The sequence below is a fragment of the Streptomyces rishiriensis genome (assembly GCF_030815485.1).
Taxonomy (GTDB): Bacteria; Actinomycetota; Actinomycetes; order Streptomycetales; family Streptomycetaceae; genus Streptomyces; species Streptomyces rishiriensis_A.
In genome coordinates this window covers 5,464,505-5,488,625 of sequence record NZ_JAUSWV010000002.1, presented here as the reverse complement: position 1 = coordinate 5,488,625, position 24,121 = coordinate 5,464,505, and the positions used below count along the sequence as shown (strand labels likewise).

20 protein-coding genes and 1 pseudogene are annotated in these 24,121 nt (G+C 72.9%); 1 reads left to right on the top strand and 20 read right to left on the bottom strand.

Translation table 11 applies throughout. From position 1 onward, the window contains the following. Positions 1-75: 75 nt before the first annotated feature. On the bottom strand, positions 76-375 hold the full coding sequence (locus QF030_RS27055) for a hypothetical protein (RefSeq protein ID WP_307165206.1): 300 nt from the start codon (positions 373-375) through the stop codon (positions 76-78). Positions 376-684: 309 nt separating this feature from the next. Here QF030_RS27055 and QF030_RS27050 point away from each other — a divergent pair, with 309 nt between their 5' ends. Next, positions 685-1,680: a helix-turn-helix domain-containing protein gene (locus QF030_RS27050; protein ID WP_307165205.1), complete on the top strand. Its 996-nt coding sequence runs from the start codon at positions 685-687 to the stop codon at positions 1,678-1,680. A 115-nt stretch (positions 1,681-1,795) separates the two neighbouring features. Here QF030_RS27050 and QF030_RS27045 read toward each other — a convergent pair whose 3' ends face one another. The 19 genes and pseudogenes from QF030_RS27045 to QF030_RS26955 form a co-directional block, all read right to left on the bottom strand. Next, the gene (locus QF030_RS27045) at positions 1,796-3,244 is read right to left on the bottom strand and encodes a DHA2 family efflux MFS transporter permease subunit (protein WP_307165204.1); all 1,449 of its coding nucleotides are present in this window, start codon (positions 3,242-3,244) and stop codon (positions 1,796-1,798) included. A 433-nt stretch (positions 3,245-3,677) separates the two neighbouring features. Next, the gene (locus QF030_RS27040) at positions 3,678-4,835 is read right to left on the bottom strand and encodes a hypothetical protein (RefSeq protein WP_307165203.1); all 1,158 of its coding nucleotides are present in this window, start codon (positions 4,833-4,835) and stop codon (positions 3,678-3,680) included. Further along, positions 4,832-5,455 (bottom strand): hypothetical protein, encoded by a 624-nt coding sequence (locus QF030_RS27035; protein WP_307165202.1) that lies wholly within the window; start codon positions 5,453-5,455, stop codon positions 4,832-4,834. Before QF030_RS27035 ends, QF030_RS27040 begins: the two co-directional genes overlap by 4 nt. Then, complete coding sequence (locus QF030_RS27030; protein ID WP_307165201.1) at positions 5,455-7,773, bottom strand: beta-ketoacyl-[acyl-carrier-protein] synthase family protein; 2,319 nt, start codon at positions 7,771-7,773, stop codon at positions 5,455-5,457. Before QF030_RS27030 ends, QF030_RS27035 begins: the two co-directional genes overlap by 1 nt. Then, positions 7,773-8,816, bottom strand: coding sequence for an aminomethyl transferase family protein (locus tag QF030_RS27025; RefSeq protein ID WP_307165200.1), 1,044 nt, complete (start codon positions 8,814-8,816; stop codon positions 7,773-7,775). The genes QF030_RS27030 and QF030_RS27025 overlap by 1 nt, the downstream gene beginning before the upstream one ends. Before the next feature lie 40 nt (positions 8,817-8,856). Then, entirely contained in the window at positions 8,857-10,902 is a 2,046-nt protein-coding gene (locus tag QF030_RS27020) for a GNAT family N-acetyltransferase (protein ID WP_307165199.1), read from the bottom strand. 52 nt (positions 10,903-10,954) lie between these two features. Next, complete coding sequence (gene fabZ, locus QF030_RS27015; RefSeq protein WP_307165198.1) at positions 10,955-11,461, bottom strand: 3-hydroxyacyl-ACP dehydratase FabZ; 507 nt, start codon at positions 11,459-11,461, stop codon at positions 10,955-10,957. Positions 11,462-11,463: 2 nt separating this feature from the next. Beyond that, positions 11,464-11,754, bottom strand: a complete 291-nt coding sequence (locus QF030_RS27010; protein ID WP_307165197.1) for an acyl carrier protein — start codon at positions 11,752-11,754, stop codon at positions 11,464-11,466. A 55-nt stretch (positions 11,755-11,809) separates the two neighbouring features. After that, the gene (gene fabG / locus QF030_RS27005; RefSeq protein ID WP_307165196.1) at positions 11,810-12,562 is read right to left on the bottom strand and encodes a 3-oxoacyl-ACP reductase FabG; all 753 of its coding nucleotides are present in this window, start codon (positions 12,560-12,562) and stop codon (positions 11,810-11,812) included. Beyond that, positions 12,559-13,587 (bottom strand): 2,3-diaminopropionate biosynthesis protein SbnB, encoded by a 1,029-nt coding sequence (sbnB, locus tag QF030_RS27000; RefSeq protein ID WP_307165195.1) that lies wholly within the window; start codon positions 13,585-13,587, stop codon positions 12,559-12,561. Before sbnB ends, fabG begins: the two co-directional genes overlap by 4 nt. Further along, positions 13,584-14,687 (bottom strand): 2,3-diaminopropionate biosynthesis protein SbnA, encoded by a 1,104-nt coding sequence (gene sbnA / locus QF030_RS26995; RefSeq protein WP_307165194.1) that lies wholly within the window; start codon positions 14,685-14,687, stop codon positions 13,584-13,586. Before sbnA ends, sbnB begins: the two co-directional genes overlap by 4 nt. Then, the gene (locus tag QF030_RS26990; RefSeq protein WP_307165193.1) at positions 14,684-17,011 is read right to left on the bottom strand and encodes a lantibiotic dehydratase; all 2,328 of its coding nucleotides are present in this window, start codon (positions 17,009-17,011) and stop codon (positions 14,684-14,686) included. The genes sbnA and QF030_RS26990 overlap by 4 nt, the downstream gene beginning before the upstream one ends. Beyond that, positions 17,008-18,198 carry an aminotransferase-like domain-containing protein gene (locus QF030_RS26985; protein WP_307165192.1) on the bottom strand — a complete coding sequence of 397 codons (1,191 nt, stop codon included), beginning with the start codon at positions 18,196-18,198 and terminating at the stop codon, positions 17,008-17,010. Before QF030_RS26985 ends, QF030_RS26990 begins: the two co-directional genes overlap by 4 nt. Before the next feature lie 5 nt (positions 18,199-18,203). Beyond that, complete coding sequence (locus tag QF030_RS26980) at positions 18,204-18,458, bottom strand: acyl carrier protein (protein WP_307165191.1); 255 nt, start codon at positions 18,456-18,458, stop codon at positions 18,204-18,206. Next, positions 18,439-19,968 carry a class I adenylate-forming enzyme family protein gene (locus QF030_RS26975; protein ID WP_307165190.1) on the bottom strand — a complete coding sequence of 510 codons (1,530 nt, stop codon included), beginning with the start codon at positions 19,966-19,968 and terminating at the stop codon, positions 18,439-18,441. The genes QF030_RS26980 and QF030_RS26975 overlap by 20 nt, the downstream gene beginning before the upstream one ends. Then, positions 19,955-20,893: an ACP S-malonyltransferase gene (locus QF030_RS26970; protein WP_307165189.1), complete on the bottom strand. Its 939-nt coding sequence runs from the start codon at positions 20,891-20,893 to the stop codon at positions 19,955-19,957. The genes QF030_RS26975 and QF030_RS26970 overlap by 14 nt, the downstream gene beginning before the upstream one ends. A 113-nt stretch (positions 20,894-21,006) precedes the next feature. After that, the gene (locus tag QF030_RS26965; RefSeq protein WP_307165188.1) at positions 21,007-21,801 is read right to left on the bottom strand and encodes an ABC transporter permease; all 795 of its coding nucleotides are present in this window, start codon (positions 21,799-21,801) and stop codon (positions 21,007-21,009) included. After that, positions 21,798-22,757 carry an ABC transporter ATP-binding protein gene (locus QF030_RS26960; RefSeq protein ID WP_307165187.1) on the bottom strand — a complete coding sequence of 320 codons (960 nt, stop codon included), beginning with the start codon at positions 22,755-22,757 and terminating at the stop codon, positions 21,798-21,800. The genes QF030_RS26965 and QF030_RS26960 overlap by 4 nt, the downstream gene beginning before the upstream one ends. Positions 22,758-23,283: 526 nt before the next feature. Continuing rightward, positions 23,284-24,037, bottom strand: a pseudogene (locus QF030_RS26955) (DUF234 domain-containing protein); the annotation flags it as partial. Positions 24,038-24,121: the final 84 nt, after the last annotated feature.

Sequence of the window (24,121 nt, the reverse complement as noted above, 5' to 3'; positions counted from 1 at the left end):
GCAGGGAACAGCAGACGGCTGGACGGAATGTGCAGCGTCCTAACCCGTCCACCCCGACCTGGGGAAACGCGGGGCTCACGCGTCCCACCAGGGGCCCGGCACCAGGACCGCCCCGGAGGTCACGACGCCGTAGCCGAGCAGGTCCGGGTGGTGTTCGACGGCCCGCCGCGTCAGCCGGGCGGCACTGTCCTCGGCCGCGGCGAGAGAGCCGGCGAGGAGGAAGAGGCCCAGCGTGAGGCCCTCTTCGGCGTGCGCGTGCACGGAGACGTGTTCCAGGCCGTCGCTTTCCTCGGCACACGAGGAGATGATCGCCGCCAGATCGGGTAGGGCCGGCGCCTCGGCCGGGGCACGCAGGCGCACGTGAATGAGATACATGACGTCATCTTCGACGCTGTTTCAGCAGCGGCGGACCGGCTCCCGATGGACGCTTTATGCCATGGCATAAAGCGTCACGGGGAAGGAGCCGAACGTCGTCCGTGAAAGGGGCCGGGATACGTCTCGCGCCGGCCGGGACGCGCCGCTGCGCCCACCCTGGCACCACCGATGGTTGAAAGCCGAGCGATTGGCCGGAACCGTCCTCCGTGCCTCCGAGCCGCCATCCGCAGTTCAAGGTCAGTAAGCTCGGGGGGACCAAGTTTCGAACACAGTGTGTGCAGTGTGTGACAGCAACAGGGGGACTGCATCATGTTGGAGGTTCTGGGACTGGATGCCGAGGCAGAAGCCATCTACCGGTGGATGCTGGCCAATCCACTGGAGGGCATCATCGTCCTCGTGTCCCGGCTCGGGCTGCCGGAGGAACGGGTTCGGGCGGGGCTGGACCGGCTCAGCGAACTCGCGCTGATCCAGCCATCGACCCGGCAGGGCATAGGGTTCCGGGCCGTCGGCCCGGAGACCGCCATGGAGGTGCTGCTGGCCCGTCAGCAGGCGGAGTTGGCGGCGCAGCAGATGCGCGTGGAGAAATCCAGAGCCGCGGCGGCGCAGCTGATCGCCGAATGCTCCTCGCTACGGCCACGGGGCATCGACAGCGGTTCCGAACAGCTGGACGGCCTGGACGCCATCAGGGAACGGCTCGCGGAACTGGCCCGGTCGGCCCAGATGGAGGTCGCCACGTTCGCTCCGGGCGGCGCGCACCGGGCCGAGGACCTCGAGGCAAGCCGCGCTCCCAACTCCGCTCTGCTCGACCGCGGGGTGCGGATGCGGACGGTCTATCTCGACAGCGTGCGCAACCATCAGCCCACGCTGGACCACGTGGGCTGGCTGCACTCCCGCGGCGGACAGGTCCGTACCGTGCCCGAGCTGCCGGTCCGTATGATCATTTTCGACCGCTGCAAAGCGGTGCTGCCGGTCGACACGAGCGATGCCCGGGTCGGCGGCGTGGTGCTGAGCGGGGCCGGGACGGTCGCCGCCCTGTGCGCGCTCTTCGAGGGCGTGTGGAACACCGCGACCGCGCTGGGCAGCACGCCGAAGTGCGAGGCGAGGGGCATGCCGCCGCAGGAGCGGGCCGTGCTCAAGATGCTCGCCCAGGGATACACCGACGAGGCCATCGCCAAGCGCCTCGGTGTCTCCCCGCGCACGGCCCGGCGCACCGCCGCCACCCTGATGGAACGCCTGGACGCGCGCAGCCGCTTCGAGGCGGGGGTGCACGCGGTCCAGGACGGCTGGCTGCCCTCCTCGCGCTGAGCGCCGGGCACCGGTCAGCGGCGCGCCATACCGGGCGGTCGCCTCGGGCCCTGTCCTCGCCTTCCCGCCCGCCGCCCCCGGGCGGGGACGGCGGGCGGCGACAGGGCCCCCGTGGTCACGCGGGCACCGCGCCGGCGCGGGCCTCCTTGCGGTCGGCCAGGAGCAGGGCCAGGGCGGGGAGCAGCGTGACGGTGTAGATCGCGAGGACCCAGGTGAAGGAGTGGGCGAAGGCGCCGGGCACCAGTCCGTGGCGCTGCCGGGCGGCCTGCTCCAGGACCACCGTGACCACGGCGAGGGCCACCGTGCCGCCGATCCGCTGGATCAGGTTGAGCTGGGAGGAGGCGTCCGGGATGGACTGCGGACGGATCGACTGGAAGGCCCGGGTCATCGCCGGCACGATCGTCAGTCCCGTGCCCAGACCGCGCACCACCAAGCTCGCGCACAGCAGCACGTACGACGTGTCCGCGGACAGCGTGGTCAGTGGCACGGTCGCCAGCATCGTCAGCGTGATGCCGACGACGACGGTGCCGCCACCGCCCAGGCGCTTCATCAGCACCCGGCACAGCCAGGCCGCGGTGACCACGCCGAGGCCTCCCGTGGACATCAGCAGCCCGGTCGTCACGGCCGTCTCGCCGCGGGCGGTCTCGAAGTAGAGCGGGATGAGCATCATCGGCGAGTAGAGGACGAAGCCGAGGCAGAAGATGTTGATCGCGGCCGTGCGGTACACCCGGTGGGCGAACAGGCGGACGTCGAGCAGCGGGTGGGCCGCACGCAGCTCCCGTACGACGAACACGGCACCGCTCGCCACGGCGAGGGCCAGCGGGACCAGGAAGGCCGCCCGCCCCTCGAGGGCGTGGTCGGAGAACTCGTGCACGGCCAGTACGGTGCACACCGTGCAGGCGGCCGAGGACACCAGGCCGACCACGTCCAGCGGCTTGGCGGCGGCACTCCCCCTCGGCGGATCCTGGGGAACCCGGCGCAGGGTGACGAAGAGCAGGGCGGCGCACAGCGGGACGTTGACGACGTACACCGCCGACCACCCCCCGGCCTCGACCAGCAGGCCGCCGATCGTCGGGCCGAGCAGCGGGCTGATCAGCATGACGCTGCCGTTCAGCGACTGCACCCGGCCCAGGTGTTCGCGGGGCACGCCGCTGGTGAGCAGGATCGTCGACACGGGGGTGAGCACACCGGCGGCGGCGCCGGCGATCCCGCGGGCGGCGATCAGCTCGGGCAGGCTCTGGCTGGCCGCGCAGGCCGCCGAGCCGAGCGCGAACATGAGGGTCGCGGCGGCGAAGACGCGCCGTACCCCGAATCGGGTGGCCAGCCATCCGGTGGCCGGCATGGTGGCGGCCAGCGCCATCAGATAGGTGGTCACCACCCACTGGACCTGGCCGATGGAGCCGAACCGGGCCGTGGTCTCGTGCAGGGACACATTGACGATGGTGGTGTCGAGCAGGGCCAGGAAGCCGCCGGTGACGGCAACGGCCATCGTGACGAGGGCGGGGCCGGAAGCGGCCCGCGGGGGGCTCGGCGCGGCCTCTTCGGTCTGTTCGGTCAGTGCCATGGGTGGGCGTCCTTCGCGGGGCGATGAGGTCAACAGGGCGGTCTATCGAGCCAGTTCAAGCAGCCCGGGCCGGTTCGCACCCGCCGGCGAACACCGGTCGGCGGCGACGGAATCTGCCGGTCGGCGACGCGTCCGTGCCGGGCGGCGACCGGTCCGTGCCGGGCGGCCACGGGTTCGTGCCAGGTGGTGACGTGCAGGTCGTGACAGCCGTCGCCGGGTGGTCGGTGCCAGGCGGCCCATACCGACTGGCCACGGGGTCCGGTGCCGCGCGATGGCGGGCAGGTCGTGACAGCCAATGCGTGCGGTCGGTGCCGGGCAGCCCGTGCCGGGCGGCCACGGGTTGGTGCCAGGTGGTGGCGGGCAGGTCGTGACAGCCGTCGCCGGGTGGTCGGTGGGCGGTGACTCGGGTCCGGTGGTTCGGTGGGTGGGGCCGTCAGTTCTGGGCGGTCAGGGCGTGCTCGATGTCGTCGAGGGCCGCTTCGGCCGCCTCGCGTGCGCCGGGGCGGCTGCGGCAGGACAGGGTCAGTTCGGTCGCGTCGCCGACCTGGCAGGTGCTCAGGAACATCTCGGCGTAGGGCACGAGCATCGGCAGCGTGGAGAAGCCGGTCGGCCGGAACCGGTCGGTGCGCAGTTCGGCGGTGTCGATCCGGCCGTGGTCCGAGATGATCGCCGTGCACGGGAACCGGCTGCCGTCCAGTTCCCGGGCCTCCCGCAGCGAGTTGGCGAAGGGGTTGCTGCGCAGGAAGTCCCCGTCCAGCGCGGCCACCTCGCGCTTGCCGAGCAGGGCCCGGACGACCTGGCCGTGCAGCCGCTTCCAGCTGTCGTCCCGGTGCAGGTCCAGCACCAGCCGGGAGGTGAGGTTGGCGCTGGAGCGGACCGTGCGGTCGTGGCGGCGCAGGTCCACCGGCACGATCAGCCGGCCCCTCTCGCCGCCCAGGCGGCGGGAGAGCGCGGCGGCCACCCGGGCGGTGACCGCCGACGGGGCCGCCGGCACCCGGCGCCGTATCCACAATGGTGTGCCGTCGGCCGGACCGTCGCCGAGGACGGCGGGCAGGCCCTCCAGCCGCGCGGTCGGCTCGGCGGGCGGCACTTTTCCGGCGGCCGACCGGAAGTGGGTGTCGTCCACGACGGACGCGGCCCCGACCGGCTCCTCGCCGCGCAGCACCCGGAACACGTCGGCGATCCACTGCCGGAGCCCACGGCCGTCGGTGACGATGTGACTGGCCCGTACGACCAGCCGGGTCGACGGCCCGTCGGTGAGCCCGACCTCGCAGACCGGGCCCGTGACGACGTCCAGGTCGCGGTGGAAGAAGGGGGCGTCGAAGCTGTCGCCGGCGGGGAGTTCGACGACCGGCGGGAGCGGGCCGTCGGCGCGCCAGCCGGCGCCCCGGCGGCGTACCGCGAGGCCGGGGCTCGCGAGGGTGGCGGACCGTACCGCGTCGCGCAGCGCGTCGGGGTCGATGCGGCCCTCGCCCTCGACGATCATCTGGATCAGCTGCGGGGTGCCCGTCGCCGCGGCGTTGAGATAGCCGCGTTCGATCTGCGAGATACGGCGGGTGTAGGGCCGTACAGCGGCCGCTGTGGCTGTCATGCCGGCTCCGGGGTCGGGGTGTGCATGCGGACGGGGGCGGGGGCGTCGGCCGCGAGGGCCAGGTGCATCGCGGGGGCCACGGTCGCCGAACGCACCTGGTAGGCACCCACGTTGGTGGGCCGCCAGCCCGGCCGCCACGCGGGCAGCCGGACTCCGGCGAAGGTCTCCTTGGTGACGTGCGAGGCCTTGATGAGCGCCTCGCACTCGGCGAAGTCCCGTATCTCGGCGGGCTGTCGGCGGCCGAGCAGGGTGCCGAGCCACCGCATGGCGGCCGGGCGGTCCCGTTCGTCCTGGAGGTCCACCCCGATGTTCACCGCACCGGACGACAGGGCCACGGCGCTGTAGCCGTCGCAGTGCGCGACCGAGGCGGTGAGGTGGTGGGCCGGTATGTGCCAGCGCTTGTGGACGTCCCTCGTGAGGTCCCGCGCCCCGATGTCGAGGCCGTACACCCGGGCGACGGCCTCGATGATCAGGGAGCGGCCGGAGGCGTCGAGACGGTGGCCCATGCGGTCGCGGGGAAGGTGGGGGTGGTGGGTGACCAGGCAGTCGATCGGGGCGGGCCGCTCCGCGAGCCGGCCGCGTACGACCGGATCCATCACCAGCCCCAGCAGCGCCCCCATCACGCCTCCGTGTCGAACACGGCCGCCGCGTAGCTGCCGCCGTAGGCGAAACTGGAGAGCAGGAGCCTGCCCCGCCGGGTCGGCGCGGTCAGCGCCGCCACCAGGCCCAGGGCGCCCGCGCTGCCGTAGGTCTCGCCCAGCAGCGCCTTCGGGGTGATCGTCGGGCGGTCCGCCAGTCCCGCAAGGCGCAGGGCCCGCGACTGGGCGGTGTCCACCAGGCTGTAGCCGGAGGCCGCCGAGACGACCGTGTCGATCCCGTCGGGCGTGACCCCGGCCTCGGCCATCGCCCCGCGCAGGGCCCGGGCCCAGGCCTCGCCGTCGCGGCCGATGCGGCCGATCCCGGCCGGCTCGCCGGAGGCTCCGTAGCCGCGTACCTTCGCCAGGACGTCCGCGCCCCGGGCGGCAGCCGACCGCTCGCTCTCCAGCAGGATCGCCGCCGCGCCCTCGCTGAGCACCATGCCGCTGCGGCCGCCGGGGACCACCGGCCCGGAGCGCGCGTAGCCGGGGAGACCGGCCTGGGTGGCCAGCGCCTGCTCGGGGAACTCGTCGGCGATCACGACCATGATCCGGTCCGCCATGCCGCGCGCGATGACCCGGGCGGCTAGCTGGAGGGCCAGGACGGAGCTGGTGCCGCCGTTGGCGATCGTCGCGGTGTAGCCGCGGTAGCGGTGCAGCATCGCCACATGGCCGGCCGCCGCGTTGACGACCGTGTTGGCGAACAGCGCCGGGTTGGCGCCGCTGATGCCCTGCTGGAGGACGCCCTTGTGGAACTGCAGGACCGAGGTGACCGGCCCGTAGCCGGTGGCGAAGACGATGCCCGTGCCCTCGGCCTCGGCCCGTGACGGCTTGCCGTGCCGGCCGTAGAGGTCGGCGACCGCGGCGGCGGCCAGCAGGCTGAGGGGGTCCATACGGCGGGCCCGGCTCGGGTTGATGCCCCGGGAGGCCGACTTGACGTCCACCCGGCCGACCGGCACCTCGCCCACGCCTTCGACGTGTTCGGCGGCGGTGAAGCAGGCGCGCCCGTCGTCGAGGGCGGCCACCAGGTCGGCGGTGTTGCCCGCGCCGCCCGCGAGACCCGCGACCCCGGTGACGACCACCTCGTGGACCTGCTCGGTACGGCGCGGGGCGGAGCTCGGGCGGCCAGGACGGTTGAGGACGACGGAGGCGTTGTTGCCGCCGAAGGCGAAGGAGTTGGAGATGACCACCTCGGGACGGGCCCCGGCGCGGCCGGTGTCCGGGATGACGTCCAGGCCGAACGGCTGGGCGACGCCCCGGGTGTTGATCGTCGGCGGCAGGGTGCCGCGGTCGATGGCGAGGGTGCTGACGACCGCCTCGACCGCCCCCGCCGCGCCGAGGGTGTGGCCCAGGATCGACTTGGTGGAGCTGGCCGGCGGCACCGAGGAGCCGAACAGCAGCTTCACGGCCTTCGGTTCGGAGGCGTCGTTCGCCGGCGTGCCCGTGCCGTGCAGGTTGAGGTAGTCGACGTCCTGCGGAGTCAGACCCGCCGTGTCCAGGGCCTGGGCCATGGCGGCGCAGGCGCCCTTGCCGCTCGGGTCGGGGGCGGTCTGGTGGTAGCCGTCGCAGGAGAGGCCGTAACCGCCCAGCTCGGCGAGGACCCGGGCGCCCCTGGAGGCGGCGCGGTCCGCCGACTCCAGGACCATGAACCCGGCCCCCTCCCCGAGGGTCAGGCCCGTGGACGCGGACATCGGCGAGCACGGCTCCGGGTCGAGCGCGCCCAGGGCGCTGAACCCGTACGCCGACAGCGAGGCGAGGGGATCGACGCCGCCGCAGATGACGTGGTCGACGTCCCCCTTCCACAGCAGTTCGGCCGCGTAGCCGAGGGCCACGGCGCTGGCCGCACAGGCGTTGGACAGGACCACGCGCGGGCCGCGCAGGTCGAACTCGGCGGCGATGTAGTCGCCGACGCAGGGCAGTTGGACGGCGGCCGCGCGCTCCGCGTCCAGCTTCCCCTCGTGGACGAGGTCGGCGTGCACGCTCTCCAGCGTCGGCATGGCGCCGAGGCTGGAGCCGACCACGACCGCGACCCGGTTCCGGTCGACGGTGTCCAGGTCGAGCCCGCTGCTCTCCAGGGCCTCCCGGATCGCGGTGGCGGCGAGGCCGTAGCAGCGGTCGACGTCGGCCGGCTGTTCGCCGGTGACCATGCCGGCCCACTCGGTCAGCAGCTCGGAGGTGTCCATGAGGGTGTTGGTGCGGATGCCGGAGGTGCCGGCCGCGATGGACGACCAGCCCTTCTCGACGTCGTCACCGGCACCGGTGATCAGTCCCAGGCCCGTCAGGGCGATTCTCGGCGTGGACATCAGGCGATCCGGGTGGTGAGGGAGCGGGCGATGACACGCGGCAGGGTCACGGTGCGCAGCGGGCGCTCGGCGGCCTGCTCGTCCTGGGCGGCCAGTTCGAGGCCGGAGACCCAGAACGGGGCGTCCAGGAGGGCGAGGACGAGCTCTTCCTCCGGGTTGGCGGAGGGAGCCTGCCACAGGACGGTGCCGACCTCCCGGCCGGCCGCGGTCACCTGCGTGCCTGCCGTGAACCGGCTGTCCGCGGGGGCGGCCAGGGCGGTCAGCCTGGCGGTCTCGGCGGTCGGCCTGACCAGGTCGTCGGAGCCGCGGAACTCGCCGACCCGGTTCCAGTCGATCATCCAGGACAGGTCGGCCTCGTCCACCGACAGTCCGGTGAAGCCGGCGGCGTAGACGGCCATGCCGGCCTCGGCCTGGACCCGGGCGAGGCCCTCGGCGCCGACCGGCGCGCCGCCCTCCTCCCGGACCGCGCCGAGCACGGCCCGGTGGGCGGTCTCGGGGGCGTTGCTGAGGAGCAGGTAGCCGTACTCGCCGGTGGTGCCGACGCGGGCCAGGTGGGCGAGGGCGGCCGGGTCGTCGGGCAGCGCGGACTCGGTGACGGCGTGCAGGGTCAGGCCGGAGATGTCGAAGTCGACGAAGCGTGCCGCGACCGACCAGGCCGTCGGGCCCTCGAACGCGGTGGCGCCCCAGCCCTCCGGCTCGATGTCGACCTCGACGCCCTCGGGGACGTCCAGCCCGTCGAGGTAGCCGCGCAGCTCGTCGGCGGTCACCCGGGTGCGGGGCAGCAGCCAGGCGTCCTCGCCGATCTCGAAGTGCAGCAGGATCGCGAAGGGGGAGCCGTCGGCGTTCAGGGCCAGCACCTCGCGGACCGAGTCCGGCTCGACGAAGTCGCCCGACTTGGCCAGGAACAGGTCGAGCAGCGACAGCCGCTCGTCGCCGGAGACGCGGACCAGCGGGGCGTCGATCCGGTAGGCGCCGACGGTGGTGCGCACGGTGGCGTAGTCGTCCGACGCGGTGCGGAGGGCGGAGACGGTGGTGGTGGTCATGACGTGGTGTTCCTCTCGGGCAGAAAGTGGTGGGGGTGGTTCAGGAGCGGGTGGGTCCGCCGTGCACGGCCAGCTGCCAGGCGCTCGGCCGGCGGGCCGGGGAGACGCAGCCGATCAGCAGGCCGGAAGGGGTCGTGCGCAGGACGAGTTCGGCCTCCGCGCAGGCGCCGTCGGCGGGCCGGCAGTCGAGCCAGCTGCCGTCGGCGAGCCGTACGGTGGCCGCGGCGGCCCAGATCTGGCGGAAGCCGGCCGAGCCGAGCTCCCATCGGGTGCCGGCCGAGTCGAGTACCACGGTGGTCTCGCGCGGCGTGTTCGGGGTGAGCCAGAGGACGATCTCCTCCGCGCTGTCCGGGGCCTGGATGTCGGCCAGGACCGGCTCTGCGGTGTCCTCGGGGACGGTCAGCTCCCAGCCGATCCGCTCGCGCGGGGCGAACAGGCCGAGCGGGTGCTTCTCCTCCCAGGCGGTGGGCCGCGCGCCCCAGCCGAGACCGCTCGCGCGGCCGTACCGGCTGCTCTCGGCGGTGACCCACATGCCCGCCGACCAGCGGGGGTTGTAGCCGAAGACCCTGGTGCGCGGATACGGGCTGCGCAGAACCTTGGTGGCGCCCTCCTTCCACGAGGTGACCCCGGCGGCGGAGGCGCTCAGCTCCAGCCGGCGGACGGCGGACGGCTTCGGTGCGGTACGGGCCGGCCGTGCGGCCCCGGCCCGCTCGGCGGTCCTCACGCCGGTGCCCGCGTTCGCCGGGCGGAAGTCGGTCCGCAGCCGGGCCACCCCGTCCGGGCCGGCCGTCAGGCCGCGCTCCAGCAGGGCGCTGTGGATCAGCCGGACGGGTTCGCGGACCGGCAGCCGGATGTCCCATGCCGTGCCCCGCCAGGCGAGTCCGGTGCCCTCCGGGACGACGTGGGAGGCCGCGACGGCTTCCGAGGCGTCACGGACGCCCAGGCCGAGGCCGATCGGGTGGTGCTCGCCGTCCGGGTGGAGGAAGGCGCCCTGCCGCAGGCCGACCATCTGGAAGATCCGGCCGGGGCGGCTGGTGAAGGCGAAGTCCTGCCGCAGGGTCCCCCCGGTGAGGGTGACCGTGCCGACGATCTCGTCCTCGCCGCACCGCTCGGTGACCCGGACCCCGTTCTCGACGGGCACGATGTCCAGGTCGCGGGGCTCGCCCTCGCGCCAGCCCGCCGGGCGGTCGGCCCGGCAGCTGGGCCAGGTGGAGACGAACACCGGGCCGTGGTGTCCTTCGGCCAGTACCGACAGCGTGCCGTCGTCGCCGTCCACCTCGCAGACCAGCCCACCGGAGCCGAACCGGTGCGGTGTCGGCCGTCGTGGTGCGCGCACGTGGTACAGCGGTTCGGTGAGCCGCAGCGCGCGGGCGGTGCCGTCGGGTCCGGTGACCTGTGCCTCGCGTACGACGCCGCGGTCGACGTCGACGCTCGCGGTGATCCCGAACTCGCCCAGCGCCAGGTGGTAGTCGACGGTGCGGACGCCGTCCACCAGCCGGACGTCGGAGCGCAGTTCCTCGTCCCGGGCCTCGGTGACCGTGCCGAAGCTGTTCAGTCGGCCGAGCGCCGACCTGACCTCCGGTCCCAGGTCCGCGAAGACGCTGCGCAGGACCAGCGGGATGTAGTTGTGCAGTTCGACGTTGCCGTCCTCGCCGGGCACGGTCTGGCCCACGGAGACGCAGCCGACGCGCCGGTAGAGCTTGAACGCGACGCTGTTGGCCGGGTTGACGGTGAGCCGGAGCACGAGGCACCCGGACTGCACCATCCACTCGACGGCCTCCGTGAACAGCCGGCCGGTGATGACTCCGTTGCGGTAGGCGGGGGCGACGAAGAACATGTCGGCGATGAGCTCACCGGCGCGGGCGGAACGCCGGCCGGTGTTGTGGAACAGGCCGAAGGTGCCCACCACCCGCCCGCCGTCCACGGCCACGAGGAAGGTTCCCGTGTCCCGTTCGGCCAGCTCGCGCTCCAGCTCGTCACCGGTGATGCCGCCCGCTACCGGGTTGGGGTTGTCACGGTGACGGTTGTACAGGGCCGCGATGTCGTGCGCGTCGCCCTCCTGGTACGGGCGGATCGTGATGGACATGCCTCACCTCCTTTTCTTCGGTGGTTCTTCGGTGGGACTCGCGCGGAAGCGGTCAGGCCTTGCGGCCGGTGGTGACGATCAGGGACCCGGCGGCGGCCGGTTCCGAGCCGACGCTCGCGCGCACCGACACCTGCCTCAGGCCGCCCAGCCGCTGGCCGAGCCTGGCGTCGAGGGTCAGCTGGTCGCCGGGGACGACGAGCCGGGAGAACTTCATCGAGCTGATGGAACCGAGGTAGCCGACGCTCTCGGAGGGGTCGCCGCCCTCGGGCGCCCCGGCCGCCTCGATGATCTCGGCGACGTACACGACGGCCACCAGCTGGGCCATCGCCTCGACGATCATCACGCCCGGCATGATCGAGTGGTCGGGGTAGTGCCCGGCGAAGAAGGGCTCGTTCACCGAGACGCTCTTCACGCCGCGGCCCGAGACACCGGGGACGACGTCGTAGGCACGGTCGATCATCAGCATCGGCCAGCGGTGCGGCAGCATCCGCTTGATGTCGTCGGAGGAGTAGCTGTACTTCTGCTTCGGCCGTGCGGGGGCCTCGGAGGCGATCGTCATGCTCAGACCTCGCGGGCTTCGATGAAGTCGACCAGGGCGTTGATGGATCCGAAGGCCTCGAAGTCGTCGTCGCTGATCAGCACGTCGTACTCGTTGTTGACCATGACGACGATCTCGAGGGTGTCCAGCGAGTCCATCTCCAGACCGCGGCCGAACAGCGGCTGGTTGTCGGAGACGACGGCCGGCTCGACGTCCAGGCCAAGACGGTCGACGATCATCGACTTGACCTTCATGTTCTTCTCCAGGCGGGTCTCGGCCTGGCTGCGGATGTCCTCGAAGGTGGCGACGGACACGGTGGCGTTCCTTTCATGGAGGGGCAAATGCTGAGTGATCACGGGTTGCTGATGGCTAGTTGGGGATCATTCCGCCGTCGACGGTGAGCACCTTGCCGGTGATGTAGGAGGCGGCGGGGGCGGCCAGGAAGACCGCCGCCTGGGCCACCTCGGCCGCGGTGCCCATGCGCCCCATCGGGATGACCTGGAGGGCCTCCTTCATATGGGCGGGCGGCACCTTCTTGACCATGTCGGTGTCGATGAACCCGGGCGCGACGACGTTGACCCGGATGCCGCGCGGGGCGACCTCGTACGACAGCGTCTTGGCCATGGCGATCACCCCGCCCTTGCTGGCGGCGTAGTTGGCCTGACCGGCCCGGCCGGCGATGCCGCTGGTGGAGGCGATGAAGACGATCGCGCCGCCGCTCGCGTACATCTGCTTGGTCGCCTCGCGGGCGGTGTAGAAGGCGCCGGTCAGGTTGGTGCCGACGACCTCCTGCCACTTGGCGGAGCTCATGGCGGCCAGGTGACCGTCGGCGGTGACACCGGAGTTGAGGACGGCGACGTCGAGACGCCCCCAGGCGGCCTTCAGCTGCTTGTACATCGCGGCGACCTGAGCCTCGTCGGAGACGTCCGCCCGGACCGGCAGGGCCTCCCGGCCGAGCTCGCGGATCCGCTCGGCCACCTCCTCGGCCTTCGCCGCGTTGGAGCGGTAGTTGAGGGCCACGTCGCAGCCGTGCTCGGCCAGGGTGAGCGCGATCGCCGCGCCGATGCCGCGCGAGGCTCCGGTGACGAGGGCCTTGGTGCCCTCGGCGAAGAGGGTGCTCATGCGGCCCTCCCCGCCATCGCCGCGGTGACCCGGTGGCTGCCCGGGTCGAATCCGGCGGCCTCGGTGCCGAGGCCGGCCGCGGTGGCGGCCTTGAGGACCGCCTGGGCGACCGCGAGGTCGAGGATGCCGAGCCCGAAGGGCGAGAAGACGATCGTGCCGTCCGTGGCCGGCGGCTCGGAGCAGCCCAGCACGGTGGCGATCTCGGCGTGCACGAACTCCCGGTGCCCGGTCTCCTGCTCGGCCCGGTGCAGGGAGGTCCGCTCCCGGACGGCGTGCTCGACGTCGTCGACCACGTTGTACGCGCCGAGCACCGACTCCGTGCTCAGGTCGCGCAACGACAGGTGCAGGATCACCTGGCGGGACGGGCGGTCGGGGTGGGCGGCCAGGTCGAGCCAGTAGGTCGAGTCGGTGGTCGCGATGCTCACCGTCTCGGCGCCGAGCGCCGCGGCGACGTCACCGGTGCGGAAGACGATCCCCGGGTACTCGCACTCCAGTTCGGCGGCGAAGACCTCGGCGCGGCCCGGGACCACGTCCTGGAGCACCACGGTCTCGAGCTCGGGATGGGTCAGGGTGAGGAAGGCGAGCACCCGCTGGTTGATGGTGCCGCACCCGACCAGGCCCGCCGTGCGCACCGGGCGGGAGCCGTGCAGCGCGCCGCTGGCGAGGGCGGCGCTCGCCGCGGTCCGCGAGGACGAGATCTGGCTGCCTTCCAGCAGTGCCTGCGGATATCCGGTGTCGAGGTCGTTGAGCACCTGCACGGAGGAGGCCCGCTGGAGACCCTGCTCGACGTTGGCCGGGAAGGACGAGATCCATTTCAGGCCCATCACGGGCTCCGGGCCGCCCAGATAGGCGGGCAGGGAGATGATGCGCGAGCCGGCGGGCCGCGGCGGGCGCAGGAAGCTGGAGAAGGGCACCTGCGAGTGGCCCTGGCCGTGCAGCACGTAGGCGCTGCGGACCGCGTCGAGGACGGCGGGTCCGAGGCCCTTCAGGGCCGATGCGACGTCGTCGCGACCGAGGATCCTCATGACTCACTCCTTTCGTGATCGGTGGGGTGGAGAGCGGTGGGGTGGAGAGCGGGGCCGTCGTCACGGGTGGTGCCGGGCAGCGGGAAGTCCTTGAAGTGGTCCTCGACCCAGGAGTCGGAGTAGACGGTGTCGAGGTAGCGGTCGCCACCGTCGGGCAGGACGGCGACGCAGGTCGCGCCCGGTTCGATCCAGGACGCGGCGGCCTGGATCGCTGCCACGACGGCGCCCGAGGAACCGCCGGCGAGGATGGATTCCTGGGCGAGCAGTTGCCGGCAGCCGCGCACACAGTCGAAGTCGGTGACCTTGACGACCCGGTCCGCGAGGCCCGGCCGCAGCAGCGGCGGGACGACCGCCGCCCCGTGCCCGGGGATCGTGCGCCGGTGGGTCAGCTCCCACGGCTCCGGCGGTCCGAAGATCACGCTGCCGACCGCGTCCACCGCCACCACGTTCGTGGCCAGGCCGTGGTCGCTGATGTACTCGGCGCAGCCGCGCAGCGTCCCGGTCGTGCCGGCCGCGAGGAACAGGTGGTCGGGGCCGTCCGGGAGGGCCTCGTGGATCTCCCGCATGGTGTGGTGGTGGGCCCGGGAGTTGTGCTCGTTGGCGTACTGGTTGGGCCAGTACGCGTCCGGCACGCTCGCCAGGAGCGACCGCACCCGCTCGATCCGGGCCGGCAGGTACTCCCCGGTGGCCGGGTCGCGGTCGACGACCTCGACCTTCGCGCCGTACGCCCGCATGATGGCGGCGTTCTGCGCGGTGGTGCGCGGGTCGATCACGCAGATCAGGTTCAGCCGGTAGAAGTTGCACAGCTGGGCGAGGGCGATGCCCAGGTTGCCGGAGGAGGACTCCACTACGGTGGAGACCCCGGGGACGAGCTTCCCCGCCCGGATGGCGTGCTCGATCATCGACTTGGCGGCGCGGTCCTTGATGGAGCCGCCCGGGTTGAAGCGCTCGCACTTGGCGTACACCTGGAACCGCGCGGGCGGGAACAGGCGGTCGAGGGCGACCAGCGGGGTGCCACCGATCGTCGCGACGATGTCGGGGTCCCGGGAGCGGGTGGCACGGACCGCGAGGGCCGCGCCGTCGGAGGCGAGGACGGTCATTCCGGCACCTTTCTGCTGATCTGGAGCCGCAGTTCGCTGACGAAGCGCTCGCCGTCGGCGTCCGGCAGCCAGGAGTCCTCCGGAGCCGGCAGGGGCTCGCTGAGGGTGATGACGGCGTCGGGGTCGAGCCGGCGCGCGGCCCGGACGAGGTTGGCGAAGGACAGCACCAGCGTCGGGCTGGTGAAGTCCACCAGGGACGGCTTGGTCTCCTCGGGGAACTTGACGAAGAGCAGGTCGGGAAGGGCGTGTTCGGCCACCCAGCGGCGGACGGCGAGGTAGTCGCGCTCCCGCTCGGCCTTGTCGGGCAGGTCCGTTCCGGCGGCCGGCAGCCGCCAGGTCTCCCGGAACAGGACCAGGTCGTCGAGGGCCACGCGCGGGGCGTGCGGCCGGTCCAGGCCGATCTTGAAGGCGTCCGCGGCGATGATCGCGACAGGCACCGCGAGCAGTTCGGCGATGCTCCACACACCCCCGTCGGGGGTGGTCGCGGTGACCGTGCCGTCCTTCTCCGTCAGACCGACGGACACCGCCGGGTCGACGCGGGCGCGGTCGTCGTACGGGGCCCGGGTGAAGCCGATCAGCCGGTCGCCCGCGCCGATCGGGGCGGGCACCATGCGGCCGCTGTTGCGCTTCCACTCGACCGGCAGCAGCGGCACCAGCCGCCGGGCGCCGATCGCCGTGTTCACCTTGTCCCGCAGCGAGCCGGCGTCGGTGGTCCAGTCGAGGAACGGCAGGTCGAGCGTGGCCAGACAGGCGTGCAGTTCGCCGAGGACGGTGGTGTAGTCGCCGGCGTTGAAGGCGTCGACGGACCGGGCCACCACCTGGAGGTCGGGGCTGTGCACGGCGAGATGGGCTGAGCGCACCGGGCCGGTCGCGAAGACCTCGCGGGCCCGCTCCTCGATGTCGGACACCGACAGGCGTACCGGGGCCCGCCGTTCCCCTTCGAGGTTCAGCACCTCGCGCCACTTCTCGGCGAGTTCACGGGTCGCGGTCCGCACCGGGGTGGCCCTGTCGCCCCAGAACAGCCCGAGCACCTGTGTCCACACGTCGGCCAGGGTGACGTCCCCGCGGCGGCGGGCCGCGGCCGTGCGGACGAACCCGGCGACCTCCGCCTCCACCAGTTCGGCGAGCCGGTTGCCGAACCAGTCCGCCGCGTCCGCGACCAGGGCCAGCGGACGGGCGATCCCGTCCAGGAAGTCCCGCCCGAGGTCCATCCGGCAGTCCCGGAGGGAGTCCTGGTAGCAGAGCGTGCGGCCGGCGTACGCCTTGCCCTCCTCGCGGGAGGCCGACTGTCCCGTCGTCCGGACGAAGAAGTCGTCCAGCCGGTCGAGCGCCGCCACGAGCTCCTCGGCGCTCGACGCCCGGTCGATGCCGTCGCGCAGCCGGTCCAGTCCGGTGAGGACCGCGTCGAAGCGGACGAACAGCTCCGGGTCGCCGATCCCCGCCACCCTCCGGCGCAGCACCTCCTCGGCGCGGACGTCCACGGGGATGTTGGCGTCCCAGGTCAGCACCCGCTGCCGCAGCAGCCGGGTCAGGATCTTCTCCACCCGCTCCCGCGCCGTCGCGGGGTCCCAGCCGGTCGCCTCGGCGACGGCCTCGCCGCCGCGGTCGCCGTCCACGAGGCGCAGCACCCGGACGTCGTCCTCGCGCAGCCGTACGGTACGGCCGCCCTGCAGGACGAGCCGGTCGCCGTCGAGGTGCACGTCGGGCCGCAGCATCGGCGGGAACCACCAGCGGGCGCCCGGCTGCCCGGCCATCCAGTCGGCCAGCGCGGCGACCGTCCAGCGTTCGAGGAAGGTGCGGCTCCGGGAGGTCAGCGACGGGCCGAGGTCGAGATCGACGGCGCGCTGCCCCTGTCCGACGGAGATCCACGCCCCCGGGCCGAAGAAGCCGATGGTGTCGGCCTTGGCGCAGTACCGCAGCCAGTACATGGCCAGGGTGCGTTCCCGCTGCCGGCGCTTGGACTCCTTGCCCCTGCGCGCGGCGAGGGAGTCGAGGATCTGGTAGACGGTGCGGTTCTGCCAGGCGATGGCGGTGCGCACCTTGTCGTCGGTGGCCAGCCGGGCCAGCCGCCCGGCCTCGGCGTCGGTGTCGGCCCGGTAGGCGGCGCTGAAGGCCTCCTGACCGTCCGTCCGGCCGCCGGTCGCCAGCAGCTCCGCCGCCCGGGCGGCGCGCGGTCCGCCGAGCAGGCCCAGGCCGGAGACCGGGAAGCCCGCGCTGCGGAGCAGTCCGACGCCCCACACCCGCCACTCGCTGTCGCCCAGCCGGTACGACGGTCCGAAGGCCGTCCAGTCGAGCGTGCGGGTCGCCTCGAGCGTGCCGGTCATGCCGCCACCCCTTCCGCCGCCCCGTGACCGAGCGCGACCGCCAGCCGGGAGATCCCCTCGGCGATCCGCTTCTTCGGCACCTGGCTGAAGCACAGCCGGAGCGCGTCGGCGTTCTCTCCGCCGATGCCGAAGTGGGAGCCGGGCACGAAGGAGACCCCGTGTTCGGCCGCCGCGTCCGCGAAGGTGTTCGTGTCCACGCCGTCGCGGTGCCGCAGCCAGATGTAGAAGCCGCCGTCCGGCCGCTGCCACGACCAGGGCCCGTCGGTGCCGAGTTCGGCCTCCAGCGCGTCGGCCATCAGCGCCGACCGCTCCCGGTAGCTCGCCCGGTAGGCGTCGATCAGGTCCGTCCAGCCGGACCGCGTGTGGAACGCGGCGAGCGCGGCCTGGGCGAGCGCCGACGGGGACAGCGCCATGATCTCGGTCGTACGGCGCAGGGTGGCCGCCAGTTCCGCCGGCGCCGCGATCCAGCCGCAGCGCAGGCCCGGTGCGAACACCTTGGAGAAGGTGCCGAGGTAGATCACCCGGTCGGGGTCGAGGCCCTGGAGGGTGGCGGTGGTCCGCCCGTCGAAGCCGAGCAGGCCGTAGGGGTTGTCCTCGACGATCAGCAGGTCCAGCTCGCGGGCGACGGTGAGCAGTTCCTCGCGGCGGGCGACGGAGAGGGTCGCGCCGGTCGGGTTCTGGAAGGTCGGGTTGCAGTACAGGAGGCGGGCGGTGCGGCCGTCGGCGCGCAGCCGGAGCACCGTCTCGCGCAGTCCCTCCGGGTCGAGTCCTTCGGCGTCCTCGGGCACGGCGTGCGGGTGCAGTCCCGCGGTGCGGAAGGCGGCCGCGGCGCCCGGGTAGGCGGGGGTCTGGCACAGGACCGTCTCGCCCGGGGACGCGAGACCGAGGGCCACCGCCATCAGCCCCATCTGCGAGCCGCCGGTGGGAACCAGGTTCCCGGCCGTGGTGCGCCCGCCCTCACGGGCCATCAGGTCGGTGATCGCCGGCACCAGGGCCGCCGCGACATGCGGGGTCGTGTACTGGAGGGCCAGCTTCCCGCCGAGCCGCAGGAGCCGGGAGAGCTGGGCGGAGACGACGTCCATGGGCAGGACGTCCAGGTCGGGCAGGCCCCCGGCGAAGGAGATCAGGTCCCCGCCCCGCTCGAACAGTCGCGGCATCTCCACCGCGGGTCGTGTGTCGGTCCACATGGCGGTCAGCTCCCGGCTCTGGCCGGCAGTTCGGCGGCCAACTGGTCCTGCACGGAACGCAGGAGACCGGCCGAGGAGGTGAGCGCCGGGTCGGCGAGCGCCTCGGGGTCGATCTCGATGCCGTACTGCTCCTCGACGGCCATCACCAGGGCGATGGTCTGGAGGGAGTCCACGCCGAGGTCCACGAGCGGGGTCTGCGGGTCGGTGACCGTGACGGCGCAGATCTCCTCGACGAGCTGGTCAAACTGCGACTGGTTCATGGCTGGTCCTCGTCTGTATGGGCTGTCGTGTCGTCTGTCCGGCGGGGCGGGGTTCGTCGGCGCCGACCAGGAGCTCGGCGGCTCGGCGGTCCGGTTTGCCGTTCGCGGTCAGCGGTACGGCGTCTATGGGGACGATCCGGTCGGGCAGCCGGGCCCGGTCGAGGCGCAGCCGCAGCCGGTCGCGGACCTCTTCGGGCGTGAGGGAGGTCTGCACGGCCAGTCGCAGGGGGGCGTCCTCGGTCTCGGGCCGCAGTGCCACCGCCGAGATCACGCCGGGGATCCGCTCGGCGGCGTCCTCGATCTCGGTCAGCCCGAGGCGGATCCCGCGCCGCTTGATCATGTCGTCGTCGCGGCCGACGAAGTAGAGCCGGCCGTCCTCGTCGAGGTAGCCCTGGTCGCCGGTGTGGAGCTCCAGCGCGCCGTCGGCCCCGCGGACGTAGCGGTTCTGCGCCTCCAGCGGGACGCCCCAGTAGCCGGCCATCACGGTGGCGCCGCCCACGACGATCTCGCCGACCTCGCGGGGGCCGAGCTCCCGCTTGTCACCGTCGACGATCCGGACGCGGTCGCCGGGGATGGGCCACCCGACCGAGTCCGGGTGGGCGGCGTACTCGGCGGGGTCGAGGATCGAGATGCGCTTGCACTCGGTCATGCCGTACATCGAGGCGAACGCCGACCCCGGGAAGACGTCGAGGAGTTCGGCCATGACGGCCCGGCCCGGCCGGGCGCCCGTGTTGGTGAACAGCCGCACGCCGGTGGGCCGCCGGAGTCTGCTCTGGAGCAGGGCCAGTATCTGGGCCAGCGAGGGCACGAGCGGGACGACGGTCACGCCGTGCTCCTCGATCGTCCGCAGCAGACCCCGGTCGCCGCCGCGTTCGGCGAGGACGAGGGTGCCGCCGGTGCGGGCGCACAGCAGGGCCTGGTAGAGGCCGTAGTCGAAGGAGAGCGGCAGCCGGCACAGCACCACGTCGTCGGCGGTGTAACCGAGGCAGGCGCCCACGGCCTCGACGGCCGCGATCATCTGCCGGTGCGGGCAGACCACGCCCTTCGGGCGGCCGGTGGTCCCCGAGGTGTAGATCAGCATCGCCACGCCGTCGTCCGGCACCCGGGCGGTGGAGCCGTCGGCGGGAGCGTCCCGGATCTCCTGCCGGGCCCGCTCGACCGGGACGGTCCGGCCGGCCCGCTCCCCCGCGCCGGGCGAGCAGATCGCCAGGGCGGCCGAGCAGTCCTCGACGATGCCGCCGATCTGCGGGTCGGTCAGGTCGGGGTGGACCGGGACGAAGACGGCGCCGATCCGCAGGGTGGCGTGGAAGAGGGCGAGGAAGGTGCGGTCGTTGCCGCCGGCGTGGACGACCCGCTGTCCCGGGGCGACACCCTGGGCCCGCAGCCAGCCGGCCGCGCGGTCGACGTGCGTGCCGAGCTCGGCGTAGGTGAGGCCGCCGTCGCCGTCGACGACCGCGAGGTGGTCGGGGCGCTCGGCGCGGGCTTGCTCGAAGAGGTCAGACACCAGCATGGGCGGGTTCCTCCTTACGGGCGCTCTCGCCGATGCGCACGAGGGCCTTGCCGATGTCGCGGGCCGTGTTGACGGGGAGGACGTCGAGTTCGCCGTGACGGCGCTTGAGGATGTTGGCGAGGGTGCGGGCGGGCGGCAGGGACACCGTCAGCCCGGGTGCCAGGCGGGCGAGGGTGTGCAGACACAGGTCCCAGCGCACCGGCCGTACCACCTGGTCGACGAGGCGCCGACGGACCTCCTGGGGGTCGGCGACCACCTCGCCGTCGGCGTTGGAGAGCAGGCACCCGCGGGGCGTAGCGAAGTCGGTCGCGGCGGCCGCGGCGGCGAAGGCCTGCCGCGCGGACTCCATGTACGGGGTGTGGAAGGCGCCCGCGACCGGCAGGGGTTTGACGGTCGACTCCGGCGGGGGCGCCGCCGCCAGCCGCCGGAGGTCCTCGGCGAGCCCGGCGGCCACGATCTGGCCGGGGCCGTTGAACGTGGCCGCGTGCAGGCCGAGTTCGGCGAGCCGCTCCAGCACCCGGTCCTCGTCGCCGCCGACCACGGCCGCCATCGACGTGGGTGCCTCGGCGCAGGCCGCGGACATCGCCCGGCCGCGGACCGCGGCCAGCCGTACCGCGTCGACGGGCGTGAGGACTCCGGCGTAGGCGGCGGCGGTGAGTTCGCCGACCGAGTGTCCGGCCGCGATCGCGCTGCCCGCCCCCGCCAGTGCCTCGTGGGCCAGCAGGCCCTGGGCGACCAGCAGCGGCTGGGTGTGCTCGGTGCGGGCGATCTCGGCGGCCGAGGCCCGGGTGCCCAAGTGGACGAGGTCGCAGTCCGCGGCCTCGGACCAGGCCCGTACGCGCTCGGCGTGGACCGGGTCGCGCAGCCAGCCGGCCATCATGCCAGGGGTCTGGGAGCCCTGACCCGGCGCCATGATTGCGAACATGTGTTCTCTCCCCCTTTCGTGTTGAGCCCGTCGCACGGCGCTCTGGCCGGCGGGCGGTGGGAAGCGGACGGGATGCGGTGAGGTGACGTCGCGCGGGAGCTCGGCGAGGTGAGCTACTGGCGGCCGGTGCTCTTCGCGAACCGGCGGACCGCCATGAAGCCGAATCCGGCGAACCAGGCGACGATGTTGAGGACGGCGCCCGCCAGGCCGGAGTGCTCGCCGCTGAAGCTGTAGCCGTCGGTGAGGGTGTAGCGGGCGAGGGTGGAGACGCCGTACATCGGCGTGTACCGGGAGATCTCGAGCATGGTGCCGCTGAGCGGGATGAACAGGTTGCCGAGGAAGGCCAGCGCGGTCATCGTGAGCCCCGGCATGTGCATCACGACGTCGGGCTTGAGGGCCAGACCCAGCGAGATGCCGAGCGCGGCGAAGACCGCGGCCCCGAGCCAGGCGACGACCAGGGACGTCACCCACACCTCGGCATCGGCGCGCGCACCGGTGACAAGACCCAGCACTCCGACGATGGCCACCGGCACCGCGGCCATGACCACCGAGCACAGAACCTTGACGAGCAGGTATCCGGGCGGGGCGAGCGGGCTCAGCGCGATGGTGCGCATCCAGCCGGCCGACTTCTCGACCGAGATGGTGGCCGCGGAACTGGTGGCGGCCATCGCGGCCCCGTACACGGCGAGACCGATCATCATCCAGGCGGCGAAGTTGCCGTGCGGCAGCGTGCCGCGGGCGGGCGCGGTACGGAACAGGGCGAGGTAGAGGACGGCCGGCAGGAGGAGGGTGAAGATCGTGGTCTGACGGTTGAAGCGGCGGGCCAGCTCGTAGCGGACGAAGGTGGGGTTGACTCCGCTGAACGACGAGGCGCGGGGGCGGGCGGGCGGCGCGGTCACGGTGGTCATCGCGGGCCCTCCTGGCCGGTGCGGCCGGCGTGCGTGATGGCCATGAAGGCCTCTTCGAGGCTTCGGGGGGCGACCTCGATCTCGGTGGCGGAGGTCCGGGTGACGAGCAGCCGCAGCAGCGCGTCGGAGTCGGTGGAGTCGAAGTAGTGGCGCTCGCCCCGGACCACGACCGAGCGGACGGACGGGGAGCCTGCCACCGCGGCGGCGTCCGCCGGGCTGATCAGGGCGGAGACCGTACGGCCGCTGATACGGGCGCGGACCGAGGAGGCGGACCCGTCGGCGACGACCCGCCCCCGGTCGACCATCACGACCCGGTCGGCGAACTGATCGGCCTCCTCCATGTAGTGCGTGGCGAACAGGACCGTCATGCCGTGCCGGGCGTCCTCGCGGACGGTGGCCCAGAACTCGCGGCGGGCCGCCACGTCCATCCCGGCGGTCGGCTCGTCCAGCACCAGGAACTCCGGGTTCGACAGCAGGGCGAGCGCGAAGCGCAGCCGCTGCTGCTCACCTCCGGAGCACTCGGCGACCCGGCGGTCCCGCAGCCTGGTGACGCCGGCCCTGCTCATCACGGTCTCCGGGTCGGCGCCGGGGTGCAGTGAGCCCAGCATCCGTACGGTGGCCTCGACGGTCAGGTCGGGCAGCAGGCCGCCGCTCTGGAGGACCGCCGCCACGCGACCGGCGCGCACCGCCTGCTGCGCCGGCTCGCCGAACAGCTCCACCTGCCCCGAGTCGGGCCGGGTGAGGCCCAGGAGCATGTCGATCGTGGTCGTCTTGCCCGCGCCGTTCGGTCCGAGAAACGCCACGACCTCGCCACGCCGGATCCGCAGGTCCAGCCCGTCGACGGCGGTGAACTCCTCGCCCTTGGCGTTGGCGAACCGCTTCACGACCGCGCTGAGCACGGCGGCATCCGGTGACGTCACCTCCCCCGGCGCCGGGCGGAGTTGGGTTTCGGTCATCTTCATGTCCTCGCGATCCGGTGGGGGGTGGCTTGACGAGAAACACTCTTGCGCCCCCCGCTATCCGCCCGAACCGAAGCGGCTATCCCTGCCCTATCGGGCCCCGGGACGACCGGAAAGCGCCATCGCGCCGACCCCGATCACGGCGCGAAAGCCGCCTGGCGGGTCATCAGGATCGCGCCATTGCCGTACCGCCCGACCGGACGCGGTCACCTCACGCGCCGACCGCCCCGCAGACGACCCACGAGCGAGACGGCCCGCACTGCCCACCCGGGTCCCGGGCCCCGGCCCGGCGTGACTCACCGGCCGGCACCGACGCAGTGGCAGTAGCAGTACGGGTACGCAGGAGGGGCCGGGCTCCCTGAGCGCGACCCCTCCTGACCTGTCCGCGCGTCGGATCGCCCGGCGCATGACCTTCCGAACGGCCACACGTGAGGCGGAACTCCACCACAAGCCTCTGACCTGCGGGAATGCGTCCGGCCTGATCGTGCCCACCCACTCCCGCGCGTCGCCTGCAATCCACCACTCACAGCGGCCAGGCAGTGAGCAAATCGCCGGGGCCGTAGGTGGCGTCGAGGCCCGGAGAGTCAACGCCGCTCCGCGAGACCGCCACGACTGGAACGGGTTCGTCGGTGAGAGCGGCTCGGTGTCGATGAAGAGCTGCCAAATCGTGCCGGTCGAAGGGCGACTGCTCCAGCCACTTGATGGAGCCCACGAAGAGCGGTTCCTCGGCAATGGGGGCACGGTCCGCCCCGACGATGTCGATTTCAACGTCGTTGGTGCGGGTCCAGTAGCCGCCCACAGCGGGGCTGCGGGGAGCTGGCCGTCGGGCAGTATCCGGGCAAGCGCCTCGCGGATGAGCGGCTCGATCGCCCGGCCGCGCCAGCTGGTCCAGTTCTCCCGGATGCGCGCCAAGGTCAGATCGCCCCGCCCCCGCTCGATCTCTTCCATGGACGGGCCGAGCAGGTGCAGCCAGAACCTCAGGTAGGGATCTGTCACCCGGTAGCGGCGATCCTTCGACGGACGCAGTGATACAGGCAGCTCCCCAGCGACGATCCGTTTGCCCGTAAGCAGCTCCAGCGCTCGCTGCAGCGGCGTGGCCCCGACCCCGCCGGCTGCACGGGCGATGTTGGTGAAGGTCCGCTCGCCACTGCCGATAGCCGCCAGCACCTTACGCGCCTGGGCCTGCGGGGGAACTCGGCAGCAAGCGAGCGCTCGGCCGACACCAGCAGGGCCGAGACCGGATCACTCAGCGCCTCGCCGAGGAAGTCCCACAGCCCTGCACGGGAAAAAACCAGGGGCCCGACTCCGAAGAGCCGGACCCCTTCTGACCTGAATGTGTGCCAGATCAGCGACGTGGTGAC

What these genes read in the sequence shown, in the direction of transcription:
- QF030_RS27055 (WP_307165206.1), bottom strand. Translation starts at nt 375, where the DNA reads ATGTATCTCATTCACGTGCGCCTGCGTGCCCCGGCCGAGGCGCCGGCC.
- QF030_RS27050 (WP_307165205.1), top strand. Translation starts at nt 685, where the DNA reads ATGTTGGAGGTTCTGGGACTGGATGCCGAGGCAGAAGCCATCTACCGG.
- QF030_RS27045 (WP_307165204.1), bottom strand. Translation starts at nt 3,244, where the DNA reads ATGGCACTGACCGAACAGACCGAAGAGGCCGCGCCGAGCCCCCCGCGG.
- QF030_RS27040 (WP_307165203.1), bottom strand. Translation starts at nt 4,835, where the DNA reads ATGACAGCCACAGCGGCCGCTGTACGGCCCTACACCCGCCGTATCTCG.
- QF030_RS27035 (WP_307165202.1), bottom strand. Translation starts at nt 5,455, where the DNA reads ATGGGGGCGCTGCTGGGGCTGGTGATGGATCCGGTCGTACGCGGCCGG.
- QF030_RS27030 (WP_307165201.1), bottom strand. Translation starts at nt 7,773, where the DNA reads ATGTCCACGCCGAGAATCGCCCTGACGGGCCTGGGACTGATCACCGGT.
- QF030_RS27025 (WP_307165200.1), bottom strand. Translation starts at nt 8,816, where the DNA reads ATGACCACCACCACCGTCTCCGCCCTCCGCACCGCGTCGGACGACTAC.
- QF030_RS27020 (WP_307165199.1), bottom strand. Translation starts at nt 10,902, where the DNA reads ATGTCCATCACGATCCGCCCGTACCAGGAGGGCGACGCGCACGACATC.
- fabZ (WP_307165198.1), bottom strand. Translation starts at nt 11,461, where the DNA reads ATGACGATCGCCTCCGAGGCCCCCGCACGGCCGAAGCAGAAGTACAGC.
- fabG (WP_307165196.1), bottom strand. Translation starts at nt 12,562, where the DNA reads ATGAGCACCCTCTTCGCCGAGGGCACCAAGGCCCTCGTCACCGGAGCC.
- sbnB (WP_307165195.1), bottom strand. Translation starts at nt 13,587, where the DNA reads ATGAGGATCCTCGGTCGCGACGACGTCGCATCGGCCCTGAAGGGCCTC.
- sbnA (WP_307165194.1), bottom strand. Translation starts at nt 14,687, where the DNA reads ATGACCGTCCTCGCCTCCGACGGCGCGGCCCTCGCGGTCCGTGCCACC.
- QF030_RS26990 (WP_307165193.1), bottom strand. Translation starts at nt 17,011, where the DNA reads ATGACCGGCACGCTCGAGGCGACCCGCACGCTCGACTGGACGGCCTTC.
- QF030_RS26985 (WP_307165192.1), bottom strand. Translation starts at nt 18,198, where the DNA reads ATGTGGACCGACACACGACCCGCGGTGGAGATGCCGCGACTGTTCGAG.
- QF030_RS26980 (WP_307165191.1), bottom strand. Translation starts at nt 18,458, where the DNA reads ATGAACCAGTCGCAGTTTGACCAGCTCGTCGAGGAGATCTGCGCCGTC.
- QF030_RS26975 (WP_307165190.1), bottom strand. Translation starts at nt 19,968, where the DNA reads ATGCTGGTGTCTGACCTCTTCGAGCAAGCCCGCGCCGAGCGCCCCGAC.
- QF030_RS26970 (WP_307165189.1), bottom strand. Translation starts at nt 20,893, where the DNA reads ATGTTCGCAATCATGGCGCCGGGTCAGGGCTCCCAGACCCCTGGCATG.
- QF030_RS26965 (WP_307165188.1), bottom strand. Translation starts at nt 21,801, where the DNA reads ATGACCACCGTGACCGCGCCGCCCGCCCGCCCCCGCGCCTCGTCGTTC.
- QF030_RS26960 (WP_307165187.1), bottom strand. Translation starts at nt 22,757, where the DNA reads ATGACCGAAACCCAACTCCGCCCGGCGCCGGGGGAGGTGACGTCACCG.